Origin of the sequence: Nocardioides insulae DSM 17944, from assembly GCF_000422825.1 — a bacterium.
Lineage (GTDB): Bacteria > Actinomycetota > Actinomycetes > Propionibacteriales > Nocardioidaceae > Nocardioides > Nocardioides insulae.
Map to the genome: position 1 here is coordinate 255847 of NZ_KE383928.1, position 26811 is coordinate 282657.

25 protein-coding genes and 1 tRNA gene are annotated in these 26811 nt (G+C 71.4%); 15 read left to right on the top strand and 11 right to left on the bottom strand.

Features of this window, described 5'->3' with window-relative positions:
• Positions 1-16: 16 nt before the first annotated feature.
• Complete coding sequence (gene upp / locus G515_RS0111405; RefSeq protein WP_028660235.1) at positions 17-658, bottom strand: uracil phosphoribosyltransferase; 642 nt, start codon at positions 656-658, stop codon at positions 17-19.
• Between the two features lie 240 nt (positions 659-898).
• Here upp and G515_RS0111410 point away from each other — a divergent pair, with 240 nt between their 5' ends.
• Together G515_RS0111410 and G515_RS0111415 are read left to right on the top strand one after the other, a co-directional pair.
• On the top strand, positions 899-1393 hold the full coding sequence (locus G515_RS0111410) for a tRNA adenosine deaminase-associated protein (RefSeq protein WP_028660236.1): 495 nt from the start codon (positions 899-901) through the stop codon (positions 1391-1393).
• Positions 1394-1405: 12 nt separating this feature from the next.
• A complete protein-coding gene (locus tag G515_RS0111415) occupies positions 1406-1861 on the top strand; it encodes a nucleoside deaminase (protein ID WP_281168304.1) in 456 nt (151 codons plus the stop codon).
• Between the two features lie 144 nt (positions 1862-2005).
• On the opposite strand, the gene G515_RS0111420 is transcribed toward G515_RS0111415, so the two are convergent.
• The 6 genes from G515_RS0111420 to pepE form a co-directional block, all read right to left on the bottom strand.
• Positions 2006-3289, bottom strand: coding sequence for an alpha/beta fold hydrolase (locus G515_RS0111420; protein WP_036555662.1), 1284 nt, complete (start codon positions 3287-3289; stop codon positions 2006-2008).
• 28 nt (positions 3290-3317) lie between these two features.
• The gene (locus G515_RS0111425; protein WP_028660239.1) at positions 3318-4385 is read right to left on the bottom strand and encodes a 2,5-dihydroxypyridine 5,6-dioxygenase NicX family protein; all 1068 of its coding nucleotides are present in this window, start codon (positions 4383-4385) and stop codon (positions 3318-3320) included.
• A gap of 97 nt (positions 4386-4482) precedes the next feature.
• Positions 4483-6141 carry an OPT/YSL family transporter gene (locus G515_RS0111430; protein WP_084653466.1) on the bottom strand — a complete coding sequence of 553 codons (1659 nt, stop codon included), beginning with the start codon at positions 6139-6141 and terminating at the stop codon, positions 4483-4485.
• A gap of 37 nt (positions 6142-6178) precedes the next feature.
• Positions 6179-6925 (bottom strand): IclR family transcriptional regulator, encoded by a 747-nt coding sequence (locus tag G515_RS20995; protein ID WP_051218288.1) that lies wholly within the window; start codon positions 6923-6925, stop codon positions 6179-6181.
• Between the two features lie 239 nt (positions 6926-7164).
• Positions 7165-8106, bottom strand: a complete 942-nt coding sequence (locus G515_RS0111440) for a DUF1177 domain-containing protein (RefSeq protein ID WP_028660241.1) — start codon at positions 8104-8106, stop codon at positions 7165-7167.
• A gap of 37 nt (positions 8107-8143) precedes the next feature.
• Positions 8144-8848: a dipeptidase PepE gene (pepE, locus tag G515_RS0111445; protein ID WP_036555440.1), complete on the bottom strand. Its 705-nt coding sequence runs from the start codon at positions 8846-8848 to the stop codon at positions 8144-8146.
• A 180-nt stretch (positions 8849-9028) separates the two neighbouring features.
• On the opposite strand from pepE, the gene G515_RS0111450 reads away from it, so the two are divergent.
• Both G515_RS0111450 and G515_RS0111455 read left to right on the top strand, forming a co-directional pair.
• Positions 9029-9115: transfer RNA gene (locus tag G515_RS0111450), tRNA-Ser, on the top strand.
• A 185-nt stretch (positions 9116-9300) separates the two neighbouring features.
• Positions 9301-10575, top strand: coding sequence for a hemolysin family protein (locus G515_RS0111455; protein WP_028660243.1), 1275 nt, complete (start codon positions 9301-9303; stop codon positions 10573-10575).
• Between the two features lie 202 nt (positions 10576-10777).
• Here G515_RS0111455 and G515_RS0111460 read toward each other — a convergent pair whose 3' ends face one another.
• From G515_RS0111460 to gabT, 3 genes are read right to left on the bottom strand one after another with little or no spacing between them, the layout of a single operon-like run.
• On the bottom strand, positions 10778-11647 hold the full coding sequence (locus G515_RS0111460) for a carbon-nitrogen hydrolase family protein (protein WP_084653470.1): 870 nt from the start codon (positions 11645-11647) through the stop codon (positions 10778-10780).
• 5 nt (positions 11648-11652) lie between these two features.
• Entirely contained in the window at positions 11653-13302 is a 1650-nt protein-coding gene (locus G515_RS0111465) for a flavin monoamine oxidase family protein (RefSeq protein ID WP_028660245.1), read from the bottom strand.
• Positions 13299-14660, bottom strand: a complete 1362-nt coding sequence (gene gabT / locus G515_RS21000) for a 4-aminobutyrate--2-oxoglutarate transaminase (RefSeq protein WP_036555442.1) — start codon at positions 14658-14660, stop codon at positions 13299-13301. The genes G515_RS0111465 and gabT overlap by 4 nt, the downstream gene beginning before the upstream one ends.
• A 239-nt stretch (positions 14661-14899) precedes the next feature.
• Between gabT and G515_RS0111475 the strand changes: the two genes are divergently transcribed.
• The 4 genes from G515_RS0111475 to G515_RS0111490 are packed head-to-tail and all read left to right on the top strand — an operon-like array spanning position 14900 to position 19805.
• On the top strand, positions 14900-16633 hold the full coding sequence (locus tag G515_RS0111475) for a class I adenylate-forming enzyme family protein (protein WP_036555446.1): 1734 nt from the start codon (positions 14900-14902) through the stop codon (positions 16631-16633).
• Between the two features lie 43 nt (positions 16634-16676).
• Complete coding sequence (locus G515_RS0111480; protein WP_028660247.1) at positions 16677-17438, top strand: enoyl-CoA hydratase/isomerase family protein; 762 nt, start codon at positions 16677-16679, stop codon at positions 17436-17438.
• Positions 17435-18484 (top strand): phosphotransferase family protein, encoded by a 1050-nt coding sequence (locus G515_RS0111485; protein WP_036555449.1) that lies wholly within the window; start codon positions 17435-17437, stop codon positions 18482-18484. Before G515_RS0111480 ends, G515_RS0111485 begins: the two co-directional genes overlap by 4 nt.
• A 34-nt stretch (positions 18485-18518) precedes the next feature.
• Complete coding sequence (locus tag G515_RS0111490; protein WP_028660249.1) at positions 18519-19805, top strand: acyl-CoA dehydrogenase family protein; 1287 nt, start codon at positions 18519-18521, stop codon at positions 19803-19805.
• Positions 19806-19833: 28 nt separating this feature from the next.
• On the opposite strand, the gene G515_RS0111495 is transcribed toward G515_RS0111490, so the two are convergent.
• The gene (locus tag G515_RS0111495) at positions 19834-20208 is read right to left on the bottom strand and encodes a hypothetical protein (RefSeq protein ID WP_028660250.1); all 375 of its coding nucleotides are present in this window, start codon (positions 20206-20208) and stop codon (positions 19834-19836) included.
• An 82-nt stretch (positions 20209-20290) separates the two neighbouring features.
• Here G515_RS0111495 and G515_RS0111500 point away from each other — a divergent pair, with 82 nt between their 5' ends.
• The 7 genes from G515_RS0111500 to G515_RS0111530 all read left to right on the top strand — a co-directional run bounded on the left by G515_RS0111500 (position 20291) and on the right by G515_RS0111530 (position 26705).
• Positions 20291-20698 carry a YccF domain-containing protein gene (locus tag G515_RS0111500; protein ID WP_028660251.1) on the top strand — a complete coding sequence of 136 codons (408 nt, stop codon included), beginning with the start codon at positions 20291-20293 and terminating at the stop codon, positions 20696-20698.
• 190 nt (positions 20699-20888) lie between these two features.
• Positions 20889-21650 carry an enoyl-CoA hydratase-related protein gene (locus tag G515_RS0111505; protein WP_211221020.1) on the top strand — a complete coding sequence of 254 codons (762 nt, stop codon included), beginning with the start codon at positions 20889-20891 and terminating at the stop codon, positions 21648-21650.
• Positions 21651-21691: 41 nt separating this feature from the next.
• A complete protein-coding gene (locus tag G515_RS0111510; RefSeq protein ID WP_028660253.1) occupies positions 21692-22483 on the top strand; it encodes an enoyl-CoA hydratase in 792 nt (263 codons plus the stop codon).
• Positions 22484-22609: 126 nt separating this feature from the next.
• Positions 22610-23599, top strand: coding sequence for an NAD(P)H-dependent flavin oxidoreductase (locus tag G515_RS0111515; protein WP_028660254.1), 990 nt, complete (start codon positions 22610-22612; stop codon positions 23597-23599).
• A 5-nt stretch (positions 23600-23604) separates the two neighbouring features.
• Positions 23605-24297, top strand: coding sequence for a nitroreductase (locus tag G515_RS0111520; protein ID WP_028660255.1), 693 nt, complete (start codon positions 23605-23607; stop codon positions 24295-24297).
• 22 nt (positions 24298-24319) lie between these two features.
• A complete protein-coding gene (locus G515_RS0111525; RefSeq protein ID WP_028660256.1) occupies positions 24320-25594 on the top strand; it encodes an acyl-CoA dehydrogenase family protein in 1275 nt (424 codons plus the stop codon).
• A 64-nt stretch (positions 25595-25658) separates the two neighbouring features.
• Positions 25659-26705 carry a phosphotransferase family protein gene (locus G515_RS0111530; RefSeq protein WP_028660257.1) on the top strand — a complete coding sequence of 349 codons (1047 nt, stop codon included), beginning with the start codon at positions 25659-25661 and terminating at the stop codon, positions 26703-26705.
• Positions 26706-26811: the final 106 nt, after the last annotated feature.

Here is a 26811-nt window from a genome sequence, read left to right on the forward strand (position 1 = left end):
TGCGCCCCGAACTCGGTCAGTCGGCGACGCCGTACATCCGGTCGCCGGCGTCGCCGAGGCCGGGGACGATGTAGCCCGACTCGTTGAGCCTCTCGTCCACGGCGGCGACGACGACGGTGACGGGGACGTCGACGTCGGCCAGTTCTCGCTCGAGTCGGGCACAGCCCTCGGGTGCGGCGAGCAGGCAGATCGCGGTGACGTGGTCGGCTCCCCGGTCGATGAGGAACCGCAGGGCCTCCGCAAGGGTGCCGCCGGTCGCGAGCATCGGGTCGAGCACGTAGCACTGCCGGCCGGAGAGGTCGTCGGGGAGCCGCTCGGCGTACGTCACCGCCTCGAGGGTCTCCTCGTTGCGGACCATCCCGAGGAAGCCGACCTCGCCGGTGGGCAGCAGCCGCATCATTCCCTCCAGCATGCCGAGACCGGCGCGCAGGATGGGCACCACCAACGGGCGGGGGTGGGCCAGGCGTACGCCGGTGGTGGGCGCCACCGGCGTCATGATGTCGAACGGCTCCACCCGGACCTCGCGGGTGGCCTCGTAGGCGAGCAGCGTGACCAGTTCGTCGGCCAGGGCCCGGAAGGTCGGCGAGTCGGTCTCGACCGCACGGAGGGCCGTCAGTTTGTGGGCGACGAGCGGGTGGTCCACGACGTGCGTGCGCATGCTCCGAGCTTAGGAGGGGGATGCCCGATCCGCGCGACAGCGCGGCGACCGTCTTGTCCATCAGCCTCGCCGGGAGGCCGACGACGCCCGGTGGAGGCGGTCCTTCCGGCCACCCGAGCGACCGCCCTTCCGGCCACCCGAGCGGCCCGTCCGGCGGGTGCGGTGTGACCTGCGCGAACGGCCCCGTCCTTGACCTCAAACCCCTTGGCGGTCCGGGGAACCTCTGTCACGCTTGGGGGCATGCCCGAGCAGATCGATGGCGTCGACTTCGCGCTCGCCGTCTACCGCGAGGAGGGCGTGTGGCAGCTCGAGGAGCTGGCCCACGACCTGCTGACCGACGTCGACGCGCTCGCCCACGCACTGCGACGGTTCCCCGGCGACGGGGGAGCGGTGGGCATGGTCGCCATCGACGAGGACTTCTTCATCCTTCTCCGTGTCGCGGGCAATTCCACCCGCGCCCTGCTCTCCGACATCACCGCCTCCGACGAGTGGGAGCTCGCCGCCGACGTGGTGGAGTTCCTCGGCCTGCCGTTGCCCGATGAGGAGGACGACGAGGAGCCCGAGCCCGCCGGCGACCTGGGTCTGCTCGCCGACCTCGGGATGAGCGCCGCCGCGATGGGCGAGCTGCTCGACGAGGAGGAGGATCTCTACCCCGACGAGGTCCTCTCCGAGGTGGCCCGCGCCCTCGGTTTCGGTGAGCTCTACGACGACGCCGTCGGTCTCACCAACGCGTAGTCTTCGGTCGTGATCACGGCCGACTGGGAGCCCGCGATGCGCTCCGCGCTGGACGAGGCGCGCGCCGCGCTGGCCACCTGCGACGTCCCGATCGGCGCCGTCGTCCTGGACCCCGAGGGGTCGGTCGTCGGTCGCGGTCGGAACGTCCGGGAGGCCGAGGCGGACCCCACCGGTCATGCCGAGGTGGTCGCCCTGCGTCAGGCCGCCGGCGCCCGCGGGCAGTGGCGCCTGGACGGCTGCACGCTGGTCGTCACGCTCGAGCCCTGCACGATGTGCGCCGGCGCCGCGGTCCTCGCCCGGGTCGACCGGATCGTCTTCGGGGCGTGGGACGCGAAGGCCGGTGCCGTCGGTTCGCTCTGGGACGTCGTCCGCGATCGCCGGCTCAACCACCGTCCCGAGGTACTGGCCGGCGTCCTGGCCGAGGACTCCTCCGTCCTGCTGGACGGTTTCTTCGCCTCGCACCGATGAGGTCGGGGTGCCGGGCGGGGCACTCGTCGAGGTATCAGCTGAACGCTCGCTTCCCGGGCGGAACTCCACCCGGGAAGCGAGCGCTGGTCGACCTGGCTAGACGGACGCCCGCTCACCTCCGAGCCGGCCCCGTCTCCCCGCGGGTCAGCGCCGCAGGGTGGTCAGCAACCGGTCGAGCAGACGGCGTCCGTCGGCCCGGATCCCGTCGTGCTGGTACTCGTTGGTGATCAGCGGACGGAGTCCGCGGACGGCGGCAGCGGTCTGCAAGGAGAGGTCCCGGGGGACGAACATGTCGTCGTGGTAGATCGCCGCGGCGACCGGGACCTCGTTCTCCGCCAGCACGTCGGGTCGGTACAACGCGGCGAAGTCCGCCCGGGCGGCGAGCGCCTCGGCGGCTCCGCGGAGCGGCACCAGCGCCGGGTCCTCCTCGAACTGCCACGGGAAGATGTGCTCGCCGGTGAGGAGGGGTACCTCGGCACCCGGGTCGAACTCGGGCAGGGACGAGCGCACCCGCTGGGCGGCCCATCCGGTGGCGCCGCCGGAGGCTGCCCCCTGCGCGTAGATGGTCTCGTGCATGACGGCGTAGAGCGGGTTGGCGGCGAAGGAGACCACTGACCCGACCTCGCGGAGGAAACGCTCCCGGAGCCGTCGTTCACCCCGGACGGTCGTGAACGGCGCCTCGAAGGTGTAGTGGAGTCCGTCGAACCCGGTGGAGGAGCCGAGGTTGATCCCCACCTGGAGGAAGCGACGTGCCGAGAGCCGTTCGCCGGTGGGCAGCACCTCCTCGGTGTCCGAGAGGTGCCGGACGATCTCCCGGACGGTGGCCGCGTCACCCGGGTACCGCGCGAAGAACTCGGCGTTGCGCCGAGCGGTCTGCGCGAAGGTACGCCGGTAGACCTCGTCGGCCGGTCCGGTGAGTGCCGGCAGCCCGGCGGTGATCAGCACCTCGCGCAGCCCCTGTGGCGCCTGCGAGAGGTACGCCGTGGCGATGAATCCGCCGTAGGACTGGCCCAGGACGCTCCAGCGCTGCTCGCCCAGGGCCTGCCGCAGCAGTTCGGCGTCCGCGACGATCGAGTCGGCCCGGAAGTGTGCCAGGTACGCCGCCTGCTCGGCCGGGTCACCGAACTGGGCCAGCGACTGCCGGTCCGCAGGAGTGGACAGGCCGGTGCCGCGCTGGTCGAGCAGCACGACCCGGTACTCCTCCAGGGCGCGGTCGAGCCAGCCGCCGATCGAGTCCGGCCGGTTGGCCCGGTTGCCCGGCCCGCCCTGGAACCACACCAGGCGGGGGCGCCCGTCGCCGCCGTCCCGCACGAACTCGCGGGCGAACAGCTCGATCTTCGCGCCGGTCGGCGAGGCGTGGTCGAGGGGGACGGTCAGGGTGTGCTCGTGGACGGTGTGACCGTCCAGGCGGTGGGTGCTGGTCTCCATGGTGGTCACCTCAGCGGTTCCTGCGGTCTCAGTACCCGTCGACGCCGAGTTCCTGGCAGATCGCCACGACCTCGGGGTGGACGTAGACGCCGTTCTCCTCGATGGCGACCCCGTCGACGTAGATCGAGGGCAGCACGTTCGAGCCGTCGGTGTGGGCGGGGGCGACCCAGGGCTCGCCGCCGATCCAGGCGCCCTTGGTGCCGATCCCGAACTCCACGCAGCCGAAGACGCGCTCGTCCTCGACGATCCGGCCGGTCGACTTGGTCACGCCCGGGTTGTAGCCCAGCGACCAGTGCGCGACGCGGTACATGTTGGGGTCGTTCTGGGCGGCCAGCCAGTCGCGGTAGACGGTGGCGTCGCGGCCCTCGCCGGCGACGTCGGTGACGACGCCGTTCTCCACGGTGAGGGTGATCGGGTTGGTGATCAGGCCGTTCTCGTCGGGCGGCCAGGCGGCGCCGTCGAAGACGATGGTGCCGTTCTGGGTCTCCTCGAGGGGGTTCCAGGAGATCTGGCCGGCGAGCATCACCGACATGCCCGGCTTGTCGGCGGGGATGCCGCGGACGTGGATGGGGCGGTCGCCGGTGCGTCCGGTGATGTCCATGCCGTTGGCAGAGGTGATGCGTACCTCGTCGCCGGAGCTGAGCAGATCGACCAGCTTGTCCCCGAGCTTGCGGACGCCGGCGTAGTCGACCTTGGCGACGGTGTCGACGAGCATCTGCACGTCCAGGCCGGTCAGGCAGGTGTAGCGGGTGCCCCGCTCCATCGCTGCCCGGAACGCGTCGGAGTGCATGATGTAGCCGAGCTGGAGCTCGATCCACACGTCGGCGCCGAGCGCGGCTCCGGCCACGGGTGCCGGCGGCTCGATCGCCGACTGCCAGCGGGTCTCGTAGCGCACGATCACGGGGTGCGCACCGACCGCCTTCGCGGCGCCGCCGAGGAGCTCGGCGACTCGCATGTCCGACGAGGTGTCGGCCGTGATCAGGACGTTCTCGCCCTTCTGGACGCACATGATCTCTTCGATCAGCTTGCGCGCGCCGACGAACGCCTCGAAGGCGAGGTATTCGCTGCGCGACTCGATCCGGTTGGTGACCTCCATCGAGGTTCCTCCTTGTTCCTGGGGGTAGCGGGGTGTCGCTCTGGTTCTCGGGGTGGTGTTGCGATGTCCGCCGGGGTGTGGCGGGGCGTCGGCAGGGTCAGGTCTTGACGATCTTGCCGAGCGAGGCGATGGCGTCCCCGGCGATCAGGCCGGCGCCGACGAGGGCGAGGTCCTCCTCGGCCTTGGTGCCCTTGTAGCGGCGCACCAGCACCCTCACGAGCAGGGCGGCGAAGACCAGCCAGCAGGCGTACGGCGAGGCGATGAGCAGGCCGGTCGCGAGCATCACGCCCATCTGTCGACTGGACCCGCCGAGGGCCTGGATGAGGGCGCCGGGGATCGCCCAGATGATCAGGTTGCGGACGGCGTCCGGGTTGCCCAGGCCGCTGGTGATGGTGTCGGCGAAGACGGTGGCGACCGGGGGGATCAGGCCGTCCTCGAAGTAGTAGCGCCAGAGCAGGGCGACCATGACCAGCGCGACGACGAAGCCGATGATCGCGGAGTAGTACTGCTGCTTGCGGCCCGACATCTCGTAGGTGGCGTACCCGGGGCGGCCGGAGTGGATCCGGCGCAGCACCCAGCCGGCCTTGAAGTCGTAGCCCAGGTCGGCGAAGGCGGGACCGGTCGCGGCGCAGTAGCCGACCAGGACCACCAGAGGCACCTCCGGCAGCCCGATCACCAGGCCGATGACCAGGAAGATCAGGGTCACGGCGAACGCCGGGAACCAGCCGGAGTGCATCGCCGCGAGGCCGACGATGATCTCGTGGACGAAGGCGGCGACGGCCGCGAAGAGGACCCAGCCGATCAGTGCCGGGACGGACAGGTCGGCGGTGATCCCCGAGACGGCGGCCAGGGCGACCCCGACCAGGATGAACAGGACGAACCCGAACCCGAGGCCCTTGCCCAGATCCTCCGAGCTGCGGCTGGGCACGAGCGAGGCGTCGGCCTCCGCGGGGTTCGACTCGGCGGGGGTGACCCGCTGCTCCTTGGCGCCGCGGCGGCTGAACAGGATCCGCATCGCCTGGATCAGCGCGACCAGGCCGGCACCGATCATCACGCCGTGGGGGATGTACTCACCCGCGAGGGAGACGTCCTCCAGGCCCGGGATCATCGGCGAGTACTGGTTGATCAGCAGGCCGACGCCGAACATGAAGAGGGCGACGATGTTGCCGATCAGGGCGGCACCGGCGGCCGAGGCGCTCAGCCCGAGCCAGGCGAGTACCGCGCCCAGGACGCCGCCCGCGATCAGCACCTTGGCGCGGTGGCCGCCCTCGTCGCCGGCCTTGATCGTCTCTGCGGCCGCGATGCCCGGCGGCCAGGCCGCGCTGGCCGGGAGGAAGCGGGAGCCGAAGGTCTTGTAGAGCACCCAGGAGTCGACCGCGAGACCTGCGGCGGCACCGAAGAGGAGCGGCCAGACCAGGTCGGACCGGCCGAAGGCCCACCCGATCGCGATAGGCGTGAGCAGCGCGTTCGCCGCGCCGAAGGTCGCCGAGGAGATCGCGGTCTGGGCGAGGTTCTGCCGGTTGGTGTCCCGGAAGCTGCTCAATCCCCAGATCCCGACGCGGCCGAGCATCATCGCGATGAGCGCGCCGATCACCGAGGTGTTCGCGGAGATGCCCAGCGTGGTGATCAGGTGCAGGCCGATGAAGGCGCCGAGGGCGGAGAGCAGGAGGGTGACCACGAGTGTCCGCGGCGCGAACGCCCGCGGGTGCTGCAGGGGCTCCTCGATGAGCTCGCTGTGCGTGGGTTGTGGAGCCATGACGGTTCCTCGATTCGTGCAGGGGTGTAGGCGCGGCTCAGGGACGCAGGGCGTCGCCGATCGCGGTGGCGGAGTCGAGTACGCCGGCGACGATCTCGACGGAGTCGGAGTGCATGTAGTCGCGGGGCCCGAGCACGCTGACCGAGCCGAACAGCGCGCCGTCGATCAGGATGGGGGCGGCGATGGCCATCACCCGGGCGTCGTACTCGCCCTCGGAGACCAGGTAGCCGTCGGTGCGTACCTGGCTGTATCTGGCCTCGAGTTCGGCGACGGCCCCGTCGGTGATCGGTTCGCCGTGCGCGCCGAGCAGGTCGGCGGGGGACACGGTCGGTTGGAAGGCGAAGATCGCCTGCCCGGTGGCGCCGAGGTGGCCGGGGAAGGAGCGGCCCAGTGCGGTCGCGTAGCGGACCAGCCCCGGCCCCTCGCAGGCCGCGATGGTGCGGTAGCGGAAGCCGTCCGGGACGCAGACCACGACGCTCTCCCCGGCCCGCGCGGCCAGCTTGTCCAGGTGTGGCTCCAGCTGGTGGCGAAGCCCGGGGCTGTCCTCGGCGCGCCGGCCGAGCGGCACGAGCGCGGGCCCCAGCGAGTACCGCCGGGTGTCGGGGTCGAGCACGGTGAATCCGTGTTGCGTGAACGTCGTCAGGATGCGGTGCACCTGCGACTTGTCCAGCCGCTGCTCGGTGGCCAGTTCGGTGATGCCCCAGGTGGGGTGCTCCTCGGTGAACGCCTGGAGTACCCGGAGGGCGCGGCTCACGGTGAGGAGTTCAGCGGGTCTGCTGGCCATCAAGTCACCTGTTGCGATTAGCGGAACATGGATTGCGATTTGAGAAACGGTGACATGAGGGGGCGAACGATGTACAACCGCCCGTCCACATCGTGGGACGCCTGCCGCACCTTTCCCCGGTGAACCGGCGAAAGGTGCAGATGGGCCGGAGGACATCCACAGCCACGAAGCCCGTCCGACCAGGACGGTCGGACGGGCTCCGGAATGGGGCGAAGTGAGCGGGGAAGCCGGGCGGCGGGTCAGCGCCCTCCGGTCTGCAGGTGCGTTGCTGGGCCGTAGAGCTCGACGAGCCGCGCGAACTCCTCCTCGTCGTGCAGCTGCAGCGTGCCGGCGCCGTACCCCTTGGCGACCTCGAGTGCGAACCTCGCGGCGAGCGCGATGTCGGTCTCGTGGCTCGCCCCGGTGGCGGAGCCGGCCACGGCGGTCTCGGTGGTGAGTGCGACCCCGACGACGGGTACGGCTGCGGCCACGGCGGGCTGGAGGATCGAGTTGATGTGGTACAGGCCGTTGGCGTATGGCGTGATGTCCTGGGTGGAGAGCGGGAACACCTGGGCGGCGATCCCGCACACCGTCTCGTAGACGCTCACCAGGTCGGGGCTGACCGGGAGGATGTAGCCCTCCCGGACGGTGTTGGAGATGGCGATCCCGCGATGGTTGATGATGCGGTTGCCCTTGGTCGTGTCGATGGAGACGATCGCGTCCATCTCGGGCAGGACCTCGTTGTCGTTCATCGCGGCCATGTCGACCGGGGAGTCCATGAACGGCACCGGCTGGTGCGGCCGGGTGGGCGCCTTCGGGCAGACGTGGGTGCCGATGACGACGTCTCCCGGCAGCCGATCGCCGCGGCTGTGCATCTCGACGAGCTTCGCGGCCAGGGCCAGGGCGGCGGTGGCACCGTCGCCGTCGGATACGTAGCCGATCCGCTCGGGCCGGGCGCCGACGCCGCCGAGCCGGCCGACCACCCCGAGGGTCCGGGCGGTGCCCCCGGCCCGCTTGCCGGCGGTGCCGGGCACGGTGACCGTGACGAAGTCGGTGCTGCCCTTCTCGCCGGTGACCGTGGTCGAGTCCAGCAGGACGCCTCCGGTGTCGCCCGCCCGCGCCCGCAGCGCGGTCAGCACGGCCTCGCCGCTCGCGGCCGGGTCGTCGAGAAGGTCGAGGGTGTCCAGGACGTGCTTGAGCATGATTCTCCTCGGGTGGGGAACGGGTGGTGTGGCGCCCTCAGGTGGAGAGCAGGAAGCCGAGATCGGACTCCGGGACCAGTTCGCGGGGATCGGCGTCCCGACAGAACAGACGCGCACCGGACGGCTCGCCCCCGAGGGTGAGGGCGTCGCCGCGACCTCGCAGCCAGGTGCCCTCGCGCATGGCCAGCACCGGGCCGGCGTTCTCCTCGAGGTACTGCAGCAGGCGCTGCTCCCGGGTCTCGCCCTGATGGGTCGAGGCGGGGTCGGGGTCGAGGTAGTGGGGATTGATCTGGAAGGGCACCAGGCCGAGGGTGGCGAAAGAGGGTGGCTCCACGATCGGCATGTCGTTCGTGGTCCGCAGCGAGGGGGTCGCCACGTTGGTGCCCGCCGAGGAGCCGACGTACGGCGCGCCGGCGGCCACCCGCTCCCGGATCACCTCGAGCAGCCCGAGTCGATGGAGGCGATCGACCAGTCGGAAGGTGTTGCCGCCTCCGACGAAGACCGCCTCGGCGTCGGCGAGCACGGCGCGCGGGTCGCCGGCGTGGACGCCGACCACGTCGAAACCCCACGGGCCGAGGGTGTCGCGCACCTGAGTGGTGTAGGTGTCGTGATCGGCGAGGGCGTACGGCACGAACGCCAGCCGGGTCACCCCCGCGAGGATCTCCCGGATGGCCTGCTCGGCGTGCTCGAGGTAGCCACGACCGGGCGCGGTCGAGTTGGACAGAAGCAGGAGGTTGCTCATCAGGAACCCTTTCCGCCGACTGGCGACGCGGTGACCGAGGGCCGGTGGACACGCACGATCCGCCCGGCCCTCATCGATCATGCCCCGCCCTACCCAGCCCCGCGACCGCCGCCTCCGGCGCTCTCGGAGGACCCGGGCCTCGATTTCGCGGCCCTCCGGCGCTCCGGTACATTTCTTCGCGGTGACGTGTCCGAGCGGCCTAAGGAGAACGCCTCGAAAGCGTTTGTGGGTGCAAGTCCACCGTGGGTTCAAATCCCACCGTCACCGCCGCTGATGTCCGGCGACATCCGACCAGACCCGGTCCACCCAGGTGGGCCGGGTCTGGTCGTCCCGGGGTCCCCGGGACTGCGTCGATCAGGGATCGACGGGTTGTCGGTGGTGGCTACCCTCTCGACCATGAAGCCCCGAAGTACCGGCCATCCATCCGCCTCGCAGACGGATGGATGGACCTGATGGACGGCCAGACGCTGACCAACTTCCTTCTGGTGCTGGGCTTCGTCCTGCTCGGTGGGGTGTTCGCGGCCACCGAGATCGCGCTGGTCTCCTTGCGCGAGAGCCAGCTCTCCCAACTCGAACGGCGAGGCTCCCGGGGCGCTCGAGTCGCCCAGGTGGCCCGCGACCCCAACCGGTTCCTGGCGGCCGTCCAGATCGGTGTCACCGTGGCCGGGTTCTTCTCCGCGGCGTACGGCGCCTCCACCCTGGCCCCGGACCTCGCGCCGTACCTCGAGCAACTCGGTCTGGCCGAGGGTACGGCGCAGACGGTCGCCCTGGTGGCGATGACGCTCTTCATCGCCTATCTCTCCCTGGTGCTGGGCGAGCTGGTGCCCAAGCGGCTGGCACTACAGAAGGCCGCCGGCCTCGCCCTGCTCGCCGCCCCGGTGCTCGACCGTTTCGCGACCGTCATGCGCCCGGTCATCTGGGTCCTGTCCAAGTCGACCGACCTCCTGGTCCGCCTCCTGGGCGGTGACCCGAAGGCGGTCAGCGAACAGCTCAGCGAGGAGGAACTGCGCGACCTGGTGTCCACGCACGAGGGGCTCGAGGAGCAGGAGCGCCGCATCCTCGGCGACGTGTTCGCCGCGACCGAGACACGGGTGAAGGAGGTCATGCGGCCGCGCGGTGACGTCGAGTTCCTGTCCGCGGACATGCCCCTCGGGCAGGCGATCACGTTCGTCCAGCAGAAGCCGTTCTCGCGGTACCCCGTCATCGGGGACGGCGTGGACGACGTGCTCGGGTTCCTGCACGTGCGCGACCTGTTGGGGTTGCCTGCCGACGAACGACGCACGGTGGGTGAGTTCGCCCGGCCGATCGTGCTGCTCCCGGGGAGCAAACTCGTGCTGCCCTCGGTGGCCACGATGCGCGAGAACGGCACCCACCTGGCCGTGGTGGTCGACGAGTACGGCGGGACCGACGGGATCGTCACGCTGGAGGACCTGGTCGAGGAACTCGTGGGCGAGATCCGGGACGAGTACGACCACCGCGTGCCCGGTGAGGCCGCCGCCGACCTCTCGTCGGTCGACGCCGGGTTGAGTCTGGCCGACTTCGCCGAGCGGACCGGCCTGCAACTGTCCGCCGGTGACTACGAGACCGTCGCCGGGTACGTGATCGCACGGATCGGCCGGATCCCGCAGGTCGGCGACATGGTGAGCGCCGACGGCGCGGAGGTCGCCGTGACCGCGATGGAGGGCAACCGCGTCACCCGGGTGGCGGCCCGCCTCGCGCAGGAGTGATCCGGCGACCGAGCCCGCGAGGCCTCGCGCGGGCGGGTTGTCGGTGGCGTGCCGTCGTTTCGGTGGACGACGCTCCCGCCGGGCCGGTGAGCACACCTCGGCCGGTGTTGCCAGGGTGCGGCGACCTCGGACCGGCCGCGTTGTCGGGGGTGGCGAGCCCTCGGCGTCGGTGGCCTTGTGGGGGCACGGCGTCCGGCGGTTGTCAGCGGTAGAGCTCGGGGCGCCGGTCGCGCAGGTAGTCGGGGCGACGGCCGGCGGTGGTGAGGTCGGCGACGAGGAGGGCCTCGCGGGTGCCGGCGGCGGCGAGGATCTCGCCGGTGGGGGAGGCGATGAGGGAGAGGCCGGCGTAGGTCAGGGACGCCTCGGTGCCGCACAGGTCGGCGTAGACGACGTGGCAGCCGCTCTCGTAGGCCCGCGCGCGGACCAGGACCTCGGAGACGAATTCGTAGCCGGACGGGTTGGCGGTCGGGACCAGGACGGCGCTCGCCCCGGCCTCGGCGGCGGCCCGGACAGTCTCGGGGAACTCCACGTCGTAGCAGATCACCAGCCCGACCCGGTGACCGCGCAGCGGCAGCACGGTGGCGGCGGTCGGGCCGGGGACGAACGCGCCCTGCTCCGGCCCCCCGAACAGGTGCGCCTTGCGGTGGACGCCGATCACCGCCTCCTCCAGGGAGGTGCCGACGCGGCCGTCGACCAGGGCCGCGGAGTTGTGGACATGACCGCCCTCGACGAGTTCCGGGAAGCCGTAGACCACCGCGACGCCGCAACGCCGGCTGAACGAGGCGATCGCAGCCGCGCTGGGACCGTCGGCGGGCTCGGCCAGTCGGGCCGCCTCGTCGGGTCGGGCGTAGCCGGTCAGGAACATCTCGGGGGCGACCAGGACCTCGGCGCCGGCGTCGGCGGCCTGGGCGCAGGCCCCCTCGAGCCGGCGCAGGTTGCCGGCGACGTCGAGGGACCCGGCGGTGGTCTGCCAGGCGGCCACCCGGAGCGGTGTCGGGGGCGGGCCGGGCGCCGGGCGAGGGGCCGCTGCGGGCCCCGGCGCACCCGGCGTACGGGTGGAGGACTCGGACATCGCGCTCACTCGCCCAGATCGATCGGGCCGAGTTCGGGGTAGAGATCCCCGGGGCCGGGGTTGTCGGGATGGGTGGAGCCGCCGAAGTGGGTGAGCACACCCCACACGGCGTTGAGCGCGGTCTGGACGGCCCCCTCAGCCCACGCGGGGGTGAAGGAGACGTCGTCACCGGCGAGGAAGATGCCGCGCTCGGCCGGCGGCAGTCCGTCCTGCATGAACTGGCCGTACATCCGGTGGTTGTAGCGGTAGTGGCCGGGCAGGGCTCCCTTGAACGCACCGAGGAAGCAGGGGTCGTCCTCCCAGGAGATGGCCACCGGATCCCCGACGATGTGGCTGGCGATGTCGACGTCGGGGTAGATCTTGCGCAGGGCCGCCAGGGCGAGCTCGACCCGCCGGTCGACGTCGTAGGGGAGCATCTTGAGCGCGTCGGACATCCAGGCGTAGGAGAGGCAGAGCACGCCGGGTCGGTCGTCGCCGTTGTCGAAGAGATAGGTGCCGCGGGTGAGCCGGTCGGTGAGGGTCATGCTCATCCGGTCGCGACCGGTGGCGGGGTCGGTCTGCTTCCAGAACGGCTCGTCGACCATCACGAACGTCTTGGAGGACTGCATGTAGCGCGTCCGGTCGAGCGCCATCCACAGATCCTGGGAGAACAGGCTCTCGTCGCAGTCGATCTCGGTGGTGAGCAGCCAGCTCTGGCAGGTCGCGATGACCGCACCGTGGGTGCGCTCGACCCCCCAGCGGTCGCGCACCCGGAACCGGCCGTCGCCGTCCTTGTCGATCGCCGCCACCCCCGGGCGCGGGACCCCGCCGTGCAGGGAGGCCAGCGAGGTGCCCTCGGGCCATGGGCTGCCGGGGCGGACCGGCAGTGCCCACAGGCCGCGCGGGAGCTGCTCGGCACCACCGAGGATGAGCCGCTGGTCGGTGTCGCAGTTGGTGAGCACCACCCGAAGGATCTCCAGCATGGAGTTGGAGAAGTCCGAATCCCAGCCGCCGGTGCCGAACCCGACCTGGCCGAAGACCTCCCGAGCCCGGAAGGGCAGTTGGGAGAAGGACTCGGAGGCGGAGAGGAAGTCGTAGAAGGTGCGGTCGTCCCACAGGGGGACCAGCTCGTTCCACAGTCGCTTGAGGGTGGTGGCGTCGCGGGCCCGGATGGCCTCCTGGATCGGGGTGAATCCGACCTCCTCCAGCGCCGACTCCCAGGCCTTGGCGATCGACTGGAACAGGTGCGGCATGTCCTCGATGGTGCGCCCGTAGGAGGTCTCGCCCCCGATGTCGATCACCGTGCTGGGGGCCGCGGGGGTGAGCGGGTTGGGGAACGGGTCGTGGCGCAGGCCCAACCGGTCGGCGTAGTGGAAGAACGAGGTGCCCGAGATCGGGAAGCGCATCCCGCCGAGCTCGGCGACGACGCCGCTGCTCCCCTCGAACTCGTGCGAGCGGAGACGCCCGCCCAGCCGGGAGGCCTCGTAGACCACCGGCCGCAGGCCCAGGCTCATCAGTTCGTACGCCGCCACGGTGCCGGACAGCCCGCCGCCGATCACCGCGACGGAGGCGCCGTGGGCCTCGTAGGGCACCGATCCGAGCCCCGCCGGGTGGCTGACCCACTCATCGAAGGGGAACGGGAAGTCGGGGCCGAACATCGTCACCGGACCGGTCATGCGCGCTCGCCGCCCTCGGCCGCGGTCGCCACACCCTTCTCGAGCACGCCCAGCGCATCGTCGAGGAGCTCCTCGTCGATGACCAGCGGCGGCAGCAGCCGCAGGACGTTGCCGTAGGTGCCGCAGGTCAGGGTGAGCACGCCCTGCCGATGGCAGTACGCCGAGACCCGGGCGGCCGCCAGCGGAGCGGGCCGGGTGGTGCCGGGCTCGCAGAACTCCAGCGCGAGCATCGCCCCCCGACCGCGCACCTCGCCGACCCAGGAGTCGGGACCGGCCAGGGCGCGGAGACGCGGCAGGGCGAGCTGCTCGATCCGGCGCGCCTTCGCCGGCAGGTCGTCGCGCTCGATCACCCGGAGCGCGGCGAGTGCCGCCGCGCAGGCCACCGGGTTGCCGGCGTAGGTGCCGCCCAACCCGCCGGGGGCGACCGAATCCATGATCTCGGCCCGACCCGTGACCGCGGCCAGCGGCAGCCCGCCGGCCAGGGCCTTGGCGGTGGTGACCAGGTCGGGCACGACCCCCTCGTGGTCGACCGCGAACATCGCGCCGGTGCGACCCAGCCCGCTCTGGATCTCGTCGGCCACGAAGACGATCCCGTGCTCGCCGGCGAACTCGGCCACGCCGCTGAGGTAGCCGTCCGGTGGGACCACGAAGCCGCCCTCGCCCTGGATCGGCTCGACCACGATGGCGGCGACGTTGTGGGCGCCGATCTGGCTGCTGATCGTGTCGACCAGCAGATCGAGCGCCTCCCGGGCCACCTCCGCCGGGCTCCGGCCACCGCCGGCCCAGCGGAACGGGTAGGGCGAGGGCACCCGGTAGATCTCGGGGGCGTACGGGCCGAACCCCTCCTTGTAGGGCACGTTCTTCGCGGTCATCGACATCGTCAGCAGGGTGCGGCCGTGGTAGGCGTGGGTGAGGACCACGACCGCGGACCGGCCGGTATGGGTGCGGGCGATCTTGACGGCGTTCTCCACCGCCTCGGCGCCGGTGCTGAACAGGGCGGTGCGCTTGTCGTGGTCGCCGGGGGTCAGCCGGTTGAGGGTGGCGGCCACCTCCACCGCGGCGTCGTACTCGGTCACCAGGAGGCAGGTGTGGGTGAACCGCTCGGCCTGCTCGGCCACCGCTCGGACCACCTCGGGGTGGGAGGCGCCGACGCTGGTGACGGCGATGCCGGAGGCCAGGTCGATCAGGTGGTTGCCGTCGACGTCGACGATGATCCCGCCGCCGGCCTCGGCGACGAAGACCGGGAGCACGGTGCCGAACCCGGCCGCGAGCTCGTGTCTGCGGCGCTCGTGCAGGCGGATGGACTCGGGACCGGGGATGGTCGTGGTCACCAGACGTCGCTGGGTGGGGAGTGTCATCGTGGACTCCTGCGTGGTCGTGCGGCGGCACCGCCGCACCGGTGGGTGCAGCGGGTGGACGCCACTTCGAGGCTACGACCGGGTGCGGTCGAGGGCCATGGGAGCGAGTGAACCAGACCGGTCCGACAGCGTTGTGATGATTGACACGCCGGGCCGGAAGTGGTGCGCTACGCTAAGCGACCGCTCACTCAGGCGATGACCTCGGGCGGTCCTCCTGTGTCGAGACGAGGAGACCTCAGATGGCAGACAGCCCCATGCTCCAGCGCACTGACGTGATCGACTTCCTGACCGCACCGGGCCAGGAGTTCGAGATGGTCGAGCAGGAGGTGCGGGGGGTGCCGCTCCAGGTCTACAGCGGCGGGCTCCAGACCCTGCGGGAGCTCGCCCTGGCCACCGGTGCCTTCGGCGACCTGGTCGCCACGGTGTACGACGAGGAGCGGGTCACCTACACCGAGCTGTCCCGGCAGATCAACGGCCTGGCCCGGTGTCTCCACGACGAGTACGGGCTGCGTCGGGGCGACCGGGTGGCGGTGGCGATGCGCAACTACCCGGAGTGGGCTCCGGCCGTGCTCGCCTGCCAGGCGCTCGGGGTGGTCACCGTGCCGCTCAACGCCTGGTGGAGCGCGGCCGAGCTGCGCTACGCGATCGAGGACTCCGGGGCCCGCCTGCTGATCGCCGACGCCGAACGGATCGCCCTGGTCGCGCCGTACGCCGGTGAGCTGGCGGCGGACGGGGACAAGCTGCCGATGATCGAGGTGCGGGGTGGCGACCCGGCGCCCGGCGTCCGCTCCTGGTCGGACGTGATGGGATCCCTGGACCCACAGGCGAGCGCCCCCGAGGTCGAGGTGCACCCCGACGACGACGCCACCATCCTCTACACCTCGGGCACCACCGGGAAGCCGAAGGGCGCGGTCGGCACCCACCGCAACCACGCGACGACCCTGCGCACGACGCAGCTCGGAGCCGTGGTCGGAAAGGTGATCGAGGCCGGCGGCCCGCCGCCCCCGCCCGCCCCCGATGCGCCCCAGCCCGGCCTGCTCAACACCTTCCCGATCTTCCACATCGCCGGTCTCAGCGGGATGCTCTTCGCGACCGGCAGCGGCGCGAAGCTGGTCACCCAGTACCGCTGGAACGCCGCCGAGGCCTGCGCCCTCGTCGCCCGCGAGCAGTTGGGCGCGGTCGCCGGCGTACCGACGGTGGTGCGTGAACTGGTCGAGGTGGCCGCGACCCATCCCGAGGACCTGGCCACCCTCGGTGGCCTGAGCGCGGGCGGGGCCCCGGTGCCCCCCGACCTGATCGGGCGGATCGGGTCGCAGTTCGAGAGGACGGTCGCACCGACCAACGGCTACGGCCTCACCGAGACGACCTCGGCGGTGGTCGCCAACACCGGCACCGACTACCTCGAGCGCCCCGACAGCGTGGGCCGGCTCCTCCCCGGTTCGCAGGTGCGGGTGGTCGACCCGGCCACCGGCGAGGATGCCGCGCCGGGGCAGACCGGCGAGCTGTGGTTCCGCGGCCCCACCATCGTGCGCGGCTACTGGAACAACCCCTCGGCCTCCGAGGCCGCCTTCGGCGGCGGCTGGTTCCGCACCGGCGACATCGGCCGGGTCGACGGCGAGTGGGTCTACGTGCTGGACCGGCTCAAGGACATGGTGCTGCGTGGCGGTGAGAACATCTACTGCGCCGAGGTCGAGGCCGCGCTCTTCGAGCACCCGGCGATCCAGGACGCTACGTTGGTCGGCGTCCCCCACCCGACCCTGGGCGAGGAGGCGATCGCGGTGATCCTGCCGCGACCGGGGCAGGCCCCCACCGAGGCCGAGATCCAGGCTCACGTCGGGGAGCGGCTGGCCGCGTTCAAGGTGCCCGCCCGGGTGCTGGTGTGGGGCGAGCCGTTGCCCCGCACCGTCACCGGCAAGGTGCTCAAGCGCGACCTGCGCACCGTCGTCGCGGAGCGCGTGAGCGCCGAGCGATGACCCGTTCCGCAGCTCCCCGGGCCACCCTCGAGAAGGAATCACGATGAGCGACATCCGCTACACCGAACACGACCACATCGGGGTCCTGACCCTGGACCGGCCGGAGGTCCACAACGCGCTCCGGCGGGAGACCTACGACGAGCTCACCGAGGCGGTGCGTACGACGACCGCGCGGGTGCTGGTGATCACCGGCGCCGGGCCGTCGTTCTGCTCCGGCGACGACGTCCGCGAACTGCTCGGCGGCGGGGAGAAGCCGCCGACGGTCACCGAGCCGCGGCTCACCCCGGCAGCCGGCGCGCTGCTGCACACCGACGTCCCCGTCATCGCCGCGGTCAACGGCCCGGCCGTGGGCTGGGGGATGGAACTGGCGCTGATGGCAGACCTCCGGGTCGCCGCGAGACGGGCACGCTTCGGTGAGCTCTTCGTCAGGCGCGGTCTGGTCAGCGACGTGGCCGGTCTGGGCCGGCTGGCCCAGTTGGTCGGCCGGGAGCGGGCGGTCGAGCTGCTGCTCACCGGCGAGGTGATCGACGCCGAGCGCGCCGAGCGGATCGGGTTGGTCGGCCGGGTCGTCGAGGACGAGGACCTGCTGCCCACCGCACTCGAGCTGGCCGGCCGGATCGCGGCCAATCCGCCGCTCGCGGTGGCGGCGATCAAGCGCGGCCTGCGCAGCACGCTCGACCCCGACTGGACCGAGCTCGGCCGCTGGGTGAGCAGCACCCTGGGGGAGCTGTTCACCACCGAGGACCACCGCGAAGGGGTCCGTTCATTCCTGGAGAAGAGAGAACCGGAGTTCGTGGGCAGATGAGTACCCAGTCAGAGAGCACCACCGTCGGCCTGGACCTGCCGCGCGTACGCCGCTGGCTCGCCGAGCACGTCCCGGCCCTGGAGGGGGAGATCGACTTCGAGTTCCTCTCCGGAGGGCGGTCCAACCTCACCTACCGGATCACCGATGCGGCCGGCCACGCCTACGCGCTGCGCCGCCCGCCGGTCGGCGGCGTCCTGAGCACCGCCCACGACGTCGGCCGGGAGTGGGCCTTCATCTCCGCGCTGGCGCCGACGGGCTTCCCCGTCGCGGAGCCGGTGGCACTGTGCGATGACACCGAGGTCACCGGGGCCGCCTTCTACGTGATGGGCTTCGTCGACGGCAAGGTGCTCGCCGACGAGGAGGCCGGACTCGAGTTCCCGGAGGGCTCTCGTGCGCCCGCGGCCGACCACCTGGTCGACGTCCTCGTGCAGCTGCACTCCTTCGACCCGGTCGAGGTGGGCCTGGGTGACCTGGTCCGCCGGACCGGGTTCGTCGAGCGGCAGCTGCGCCGCTGGCAGGCCCAGGTGCACGCCAGCGGTGCCGCCGACCTGGCCCTTCTCGACGAGGTGCACGACCTGCTCGCCGAGCACGTGCCCGCGCAGAGCACCGGGATCGTGCACGGCGACTATCGCCCCGGCAACCTCGCCTTCGCCCCGGACGGCCGGGTGACGGGCGTGTTCGACTGGGAGTTGGCCACCTCGGGTGACCCGATGGCCGACCTCGGCTGGCTGATCTCGACCTGGGCCCAGGCCGACGACGACGTCCTGCCGACGACCCCCGGTCCGAGCGCGGTCCCCGGCTTCCCGGGCCGCGACGCCGTCGTCGAGCGCTACGCCCGTCTCTCCGGCCGCGACGTCTCCGGCCTGCCCTACTGGCTGGCCTTCTCCCGCTGGCGCTCGGCCTGCATCAGCGCCGGCGTCCGCGCCCGTTACACCGCCGGCCACATGGCCGACGACGGCTACCGCGAACAACTCACCGCCCGCAGCGAGAGCGAGTCCCGGATGGCGCATGCCGCCCGGGAGTCGCTGCGCGACCTGGGCATCTGACCTGCTCGACCACACTGATCTACGGAGGAAACCGATGGCCTGGGACTTTTCGACCGAACCCGAGTTCGAGGAGCAGTTGGCGTGGATGCGCACCTTCGTGCGCGAGGAGATCTACCCGCTCGAACTCGTCGACCTCGACCGTGAGGCCTACGCCCGCGCGACCGCACCGCTCAAGGAGGAGGTCAAGGCCCGCGGCCTCTGGGCCGCCCACCTGCCGGTCGAGCTCGGCGGCGGCGGCTTCGGCCAGGTGCGGCTGGGTCTCATGCACGAGATCCTCGGCGCGTCCGCGCACGCCCCGGCGATCTTCGGCAACAACGCCCCCGATTCGGGCAACGCCGAACTGCTCGCCATCGGCGCCGACGACGCTCAGAAGAAGCGCTGGATGCAGCCGCTGCTCGACGGCGAGCTGCGCAGTGCCTTCTCGATGACCGAGCCCGGCGCCGGTGCCGACCCCACCCTGCTCACCACCCGTGCGGTGCGCGACGGGGACAGCTATGTCATCAACGGGCACAAGTGGTTCACCTCGAACGCCTCGGTGGCCGACTTCCTCATCGTGATGGCCGTGACCGACCCCGACGCCTCGCCGCGTCGCCGGGCGAGCATGTTCGTCGTACCCGTCGACACCCCCGGCGTGGACGTGGTGCGCGACGTACCGACGATGGGGCACCCCGAGGAGAGCTTCGGCAAGCCCGGCGGGCACGCCGAGGTCGTCTACCGCGACGTCCGCATCCCGCTCGACCACCTCATCGGTGGTGAGGGCGAGGGGTTCGTGCTCGCCCAGAAGCGGCTCGGCCCCGGCCGGATCCACCACTGCATGCGCTGGCTCGGCCAGTCGCAGCGGGCCTTCGACATGATGTGCGAGCGGGCGGTGTCGCGTTACGCGCACGGCTCCCACCTCGCCGACAAGCAGATGATCCAGGACATGATCGCCAGCTCGGCAGCCGAGATGCAGGCCGCGCGGCTGATGACCCTGCACGCGGCCTGGAAGATGGACCAGGGCGGCACCGAGGCCGCGCTGACCGACATCGCGATGATCAAGTACTACGGCGCCACGGTGCTGTACAACGTCATCGACCGCGCCATCCAGGTGCACGGCTCGCTCGGTTACACCACCGACCTGCCGTTGGAGGCGATGTACCGCCACGCCAGGGCCTCGCGGATCTACGACGGTCCCGACGAGGTCCACAAGGTCACCGTCTCCCGCCGGATCCTGCGCGACTACACGCCGCACGAGGTGCCCTCCGAGCACGTCCCGACCCGGCGCGCGGCCGCCCAGGAGAAGTTCGCCCACCTGCTGGACGCGGTCTCCGTCGGCGCCTGACGCAGGCGGTGCCATCGCCGTCGCGGGCCTACTCCCAGGTGCTGAAGGCGTGCGGGCCGGGGAAGCTCTGGACCAGTTCCTCGAGCCGGTAGGACGCGGCGTCGCTCCAGTGGGAGGCGAGCACGGTGAGGGCATCGGCGTCCGGGCCGTGGCCGAGGTGGACGAGAAGTTCGCCCACGGCCCCGGCCGGGACGTGGTGTAGGTAGCGGTAGTCGCCCTCAGGGTTGATCCGCTCGGCCACCGGCCCCTCGTCGTGGCCGCGCAGGCGCAGATCCCCGGACGGGGTGAGTTCCGCGTCGAGCCGCAGCCGACTGCCCTCGGGTCGCCGGGTGTCCCTCAGGCACACCCGGCGGGCCCGGGTCGGCGGCCGGCGCCGGGGCCCACGGTCGGCGTACGCGCCCATATGACGACTGTGCCGCAACCCGCGTCCGGCGTCGACACCTGTGTTGAACCCTTGTCTTCCTGCCGCGCACTACGCTCGCGTCATGCGGTTCATCCTCAACCTGATCTGGGCCATCTTCTGCGGGTTCTGGATGTTCCTCGGCTATGCCCTGGCCGGGCTCTTCTTCTGCATCACGATCATCGGCATCCCCTTCGGGCTGGCCTCGTTCCGGATCGGCGTCTACGCCCTGTGGCCCTTCGGGCGCACCGTCGTACGGCGGCCCACCGCCGGGGCGCCCTCGTCGATCGGCAACATCTTCTGGGTCGTGCTCGCCGGCTGGTGGCTGGCGATCGGTCACATCGTGTCCGGCATCGCCTGGTGCGTCACGATCATCGGCATCCCCTTCGGGATCGCCAGCTTCAAGCTGGTGCCGGTCTCGCTGCTGCCGCTGGGCCGCGAGATCGTCGACAACGACGACCTCGACTCGGCCTACGCTCGCGGCTACTCCTGAGCCGCAGCAGTAGCAGCCGCCGCCCGGGGCCGTCCCGTCCGGCCCCCGAGCGGATCGTCGCCGTCTCATCATGCGAGGTACGTCACATGAGGGGTGGAGTAGAGGGGGGCTTGCCTCTACGATCCTACTTAACGAGCGTTCAGTAGTACGGGGCCAGGTCGCCCCGTCGGATCAAGCGGGGTAGGGACGGGTGACTCACAGCGACGTGGTCCACACCGAGTGTGTGGACGGCATCCTGCTCATCGAGATGCGTCGCGAGCGGCAGCGCAACGCCGTGGACCGGAGCCTGGCCGACGCCCTGAGCGAGGCCTTCGACCGGGTCGACGACGACCCGTCGGTGCGTGTCGGGATCCTGTCCGGTGCCGGCCCGGTCTTCTCCGCCGGCACCGATCTGAAGGAGGGGCGCAGCCCGGCCACCGACCGGGGCGGGGAGTACGGCCTGGTCCGCCGCCGTCGTACCAAGCCCGTGATCGCGGCCCTCGAGGGCCCCGCACTGGGCGGCGGCTTCGAACTGGTGCTCTCCTGCGACCTGGTGGTGGCCTCGACCACTGCCTCCTTCGGCCTGCCCGAGGTCAAGCGCGGCCTGGTCGCCGCCTGCGGCGGCCTGTTCCGTACGCCGCACGCGCTACCCGCCACCCTCGCCGCCGAGCTGCTGCTGACCGGTGAGTCGATCTCCGCCGAGCGGGCTGCGGCGCACGGCCTGGTCAACCGGGTCACCGAGCCGGGTCAGGCGGTCGCGGAGGCCCGCCGGTTGGCCGCCCTGATCACCCAGAACGCGCCCGACGCCGTCTCCGCCTCGCTGCGGGCCCTGCACGACGCCCGCGCCACCACCGAGGCCACCGGCTGGCCGGCGACCGATCTGGCGATCGCCCGGATCGCGGCCTCGCCGGACCGCGCCGAGGGCGTGGCGGCGTTCCTGGAGAAGCGCCCGCCGCGCTGGCAGCAGCACTGAGATCCCGCCCGACCCAACGACAACCCCCTCGAAGGAGCCCGATGTCCGACATCTTGCTGGTCGAGCGCCGTGACGGCGTGGCCACCGTGACCCTCAACCGCCCCGAGGCCCGGAACGCGCTGAGCGCTGACCTGATCGCCCAGCTCGGCGAGACCCTGTCCGCGCTGGACGCCGACGACAGTGTCGGTGCGGTGGTGCTGACCGGTGCCGACCCGGCGTTCTGCGCGGGGCTCGACCTCAAGCAGCTCGGCAGCGACGGCAGCAACCTCGGTGGCGGCGGGCAGGAGCGGGACGGCCGCGCCGGCACGCACCTGCCGTGGCCGGAGATGTCCACGCCGGTGATCGGCGCGATCAACGGCGTCGCGGTCACCGGGGGCTTCGAGCTCGCGCTCAACTGCGACATCCTGATCGCCTCCGAGCGGGCCCGGTTCGCCGACACCCACGCCCGGGTCGGCATCCTCCCCGGCTGGGGGCTCTCCGTCCTCCTCCCGCTCGCGGTCGGGCGCAGCCTCGCCCGGCAGATGAGCCTCACCGGTGACTTCCTCGACGCCGAGCGTGCCCTGCGGGCGGGCCTGGTCAGCGAGGTCGTGCCGCACGAGGAACTGCTGCCCACCGCCCACCGCGTCGCCGCCACCATCGCGGCCAACGAGCGGGACGCCGTCCTCGCCCTGCTGGCGTCGTACAAGGCGATCGAGGAGGCCCAGATCGGTGAGGGGTACGCCGTCGAGGCGGCCACCAGCAAGGCCTGGATGGAGCGGGCCTTCGACCGCTCCCAGGTGGAGGCCCGGCGGGCGGCGATCATCGACCGCGGCCGGGAGCAGACCAGGGCCTGAGGCACCACCGCCTGAGCCGGCACCCGCAGCATGGCCGGCCCACGGCCCATGAACCACCAGCAGTACCACCCCCGAGAACCATCCAGTAGCACCACCGAACCAACCAGAAACCAGAGGAGCAATCCCGTGCGCACTCCCTTCACCGAGGCCTTCGGCGTCGAGTACCCCATCGTCCAGGGCGGCATGCAGTGGGTCGGCCGGGCCGAACTGGCCGGCGCCGTCTCGGAGGCGGGCGGCCTGGGCCTGATCACCGCCCTGACCCAGCCCACCCCCGAGGACCTCACCAAGGAGATCGCTCGGGCCCGTGAGATCACCGACAAGCCGTTCGGCGTCAACCTGACCATCCTGCCCACGATCAAGCCGGTGCCCTACGACGAGTACCGTCACGCGATCGTCGACGCCGGCATCACCATCGTGGAGACCGCGGGCTCCAACCCGGCTCCGCACATGGACTTCTTCCACGAGCACAACGTGAAGGTGCTCCACAAGTGCACCAGCGTCCGCCACGCCGTCAAGGCCCAGGCGGTCGGCGTCGACGGGATCAGCATCGACGGCTTCGAGTGCGCCGGTCACCCCGGTGAGGACGACGTGCCCGGCCTGATCCTGATCGCGGCCGCGCGCAAGGAGATCTCCATCCCGATGATCGCCTCGGGTGGCTTCGCCGACGGCCGCGGCCTGGTCGCCGCGCTCGCGCTGGGCGCCGACGGCATCAACATGGGCACCCGGTTCATGTGCACCGTCGAGTCGCCGATCCACGAGAAGGTCAAGCAGCAGATCGTGGAGAACTCCGAGCTCGACACCGAGCTGATCTTCCGCACCCTGCGCAACACCTCCCGCGTGGCCAGCAACGAGGTCAGCCGCGAGACCGTGCGCATCCTCAACGAGGGCGGCAAGTTCGAGGACGTCCAGCAGCTCGTCGCCGGCGTCCGGGGCGTCAAGGTCTACGAGAACGGCGACCCGGAGGCGGGCATCTGGTCGGCAGGCCAGGTCCAGGGCCTGATCGACGACATCCCGACCTGCGCCGACCTGATCTCCCGGATCGTCGCCGAGGCCGACGAGATCGTCAACGAGCGGCTCAGCGCGCTGGTGGGTGCCGGCGAGCAGGTGCAGGCTTGAGCCTGATGGAGGAGCGGGGCCTCGATGCGGAGGGCTTCGACCGGCTGCTCGCCGACCGGTGGAGCTGCCGGGGCTTCCGCACCGACGAGGTACCCGCCGAGGTCCTGACCGACGTCGCGCAGGCGGCCCAGCGGACGGCGTCCTGGTGCAACACCCAGCCGTGGCATACCCACCTGGTGACCGGGACCGCCCGGGCGGAGCTGGCCGAGCGGCTCTACGCCTCGGCGAGCAGCGGTGCGTTCAGCGCGGACCTGGAGATGCCCTCCGACTACCGGGGGGTCTACCAGGAGCGTCGACGCGACGCCGGGTACCGGCTCTACGCCGCGCTCGGCATCGCTCGGGAGGATCGTGAGGCGCGGGCGCTGCAGATGCTGGAGAACTACCGCTTCTTCGGCGCCCCGCACGTCGCCATCGTCACCAGCGACCGCAACCAGGGGCTCTACGCCCACATCGACGTCGGCGCCTACGTCGCCAACCTGATGCACGCGGCCTTCGCCCGCGGGGTGGCCTCCTGCCCGCAGGCGGCGATCGCGATGCAGTCCGACGTCGTACGGGAGTTCCTCGACCTCCCCGAGGACCGCGTCGTCGTGTGCGGCGTGGCCCTCGGATACGCCGACGAGGATCACCCGGCAAACCGAGCCCGGATGCCCCGGGCCGAGGTGGGCGACGCGCTCACCTTCGTGACCGAGACACCCTGACGGAAGGACTCAGAACCGCGCCATGTGGAGCTTCGAGAACGACCCCGAGTTCCAGCCCGAACTGGACTGGATCGACACGTTCGTACGCGAGCGGGTGCAACCCCTCGAACACGTGCTGGGCGACCAGTACGACGTCAACCACCCGGACTTCGTCCGGCTGGTCCGGCCGCTTCAGGCCGAGGTCAAGGAACGCGGGCTGTGGGCCTGCCACCTCGGCCCCGAACTGGGTGGCCGGGGCTTCGGTCAGCTCAAGCTCGCGCTGATGAACGAGAAGTTCGGCATGGCGCGGTTCGGTCCGATCGTCTTCGGTGCCCAGGCACCCGACACCGGGAACTCCGAGATCCTGGCGCACTTCGGCACCCCGGAGCAGAAGAAGAAGTACCTCGAGCCGCTGCTCGCCGGCGAGGTCGTCTCCTGCTTCTCGATGACCGAGCCGCAAGGGGGCGCCGACCCGCTCCTCTTCCGCACCTCGGCGGTGCGCGATGGCGACGAGTGGGTCATCAACGGCGAGAAGTGGTTCGCCTCCGACGCCCAGTACGCCGCGTTCATCATCATGATGGTGGTGACCGACCCCGACGCGGAGAACCCCTACGACAAGGCCACGATGTTCCTCATCGACCAGGGCACCCCCGGTCTGGAGATCGTGCGCAACCACGGGTTCTACGGCGAGCACGAGCCCAACCACGCCCACCTGCGACTCACCGACGTACGCGTCCCCGACTCCGCGATCCTGGGGGAGCGGGGCAAGGCGTTCGCGATCGCCCAGACCCGTCTCGGCGGCGGCCGGCTCCACCATGCGATGCGGACCCTTGCCCAGGCCCAGCGGGCCTTCGAGATGATGTGCGAGCGCGTCCTCTCCCGGGTCACCAAGGGCGAGCAGCTGGCCGCCAAGCAGATGGTGCAGGAGAAGATCGCGGACAGCTGGGTGCAGCTGCGCCAGTTCCGCCTGCTCGTGCTGGAGACGGCCTGGATGGCCGATCAGGGCCGGGACTGGAAGGAGATCCGCCGCAACATCTCCGCGGTCAAGATGCTGATGCCGCAGGTGCTGCACGACATCGCCTCGCGGGCACTGCACCTGCACGGCTCGCTGGGCATCAGCACCGAGATGCCGTTCTCCAAGTGGGTGATCAACTCCTTCCACATCGGCCTGGCCGACGGCCCCACCGAGGTGCACAAGATGGTCGTCGCCAAGCAGGTGCTCGGTGACTTCAAGGGGTACGACGGCAACTTCCCCTCCTACATCGGCTACGAGGAGCGGCGCCGGGCACGCGAGCTCTTCGGGATGGAGGAGTCGTGACCCGCCCCGGCCCCCTCGCGCCCGCCCCCGCGGCGTCGCGCCGTACCAAGGGGCGGTCGGGCCGGTGAGCGTCGACCAGTTGGAGGGCGCCGTCGACCTGGCGGCGCTGACCGCCTGGATGGACGGGCAGGGGCTGGGCGAGGGGCCCATCGAGGAGGCCCGGCTGCTCGCCGGCGGCACCCAGAACATCCTGCTCCGGTTCCGCCGCGGCGACCTCGACGTCGTCCTGCGCCGGGGGCCGCGGCACCTCCGCCCGGCGACCAACAAGAACATCCGCCGCGAGATGCAGGTGCTCGGTGCGCTCCGCGACACCGACGTACCACATCCTCGGCTGGTGGCCGCCTGCCCCGACGAGTCGGTCCTCGGTGGCGCGGTGTTCTACCTGATGGAGCCGCTGGACGGCGTCAACCCCTCCCAGGAGGTGCCGGAGGCCGTCGCGGCCGATCCCGCGCTCAGGCACGCGCTGGGTCTCTCCGTCATCGACGCGCTCGCCGCGATCGGCTCGGTGGACCACAAGGCCGTGGGCCTGGAGGGCGTGGGCCACCCCGAGGGCTTCCTCGAGCGGCAGGTGCCCCGCTGGCTGGCCGAACTGGAGTCCTACAGCGCGCTGGAGGGCTACCCGGGGCCAGACATCGGCGACGTACACGACCTGGCCCGGTGGCTCGAGGAGCACCGGCCGGCCGACGGCAGGCCCGGCATCATGCACGGCGACTTCCACCTCGCCAACGTGATGGTGGGTGCGGACGGCCTGGTCACCGGCGTGGTCGACTGGGAGATGGCCACGGTCGGCGACCCGCTGCTCGATCTCGGCTGGCTGACCATCGGCTGGCCCGACCCCACCCGCGACAACATGCTGGAGAGCAGGATCGGCGCCCTGGGCGGGCTGCCGAGCGCCGCGGAGATCACCGAACGGTACGCCGAACGCAGCGGCCGCGACCTCACCGACCTGAACTGGTACATCGCGCTCGGCGGCTTCAAGATCGGCATCGTGCTCGAGGGCACCCACGCCCGCGCCTGTGCCGGGCTGGCCCCCGAGGGCGTGGGGGACCGGCTGCACCGCCACGCCACCGAACTTATCCGGCGGGCGCACGAGGCCGCCGCCGGCGGCTGAGCCGCCCGGACGCAGCACCCGGCGCACCAGCACCCGGCACGGCACCCCGATCCGCAGCAACACGAGCCCAGCAACACGAGCCCAGCAACACGAGCCCAGCACCAGA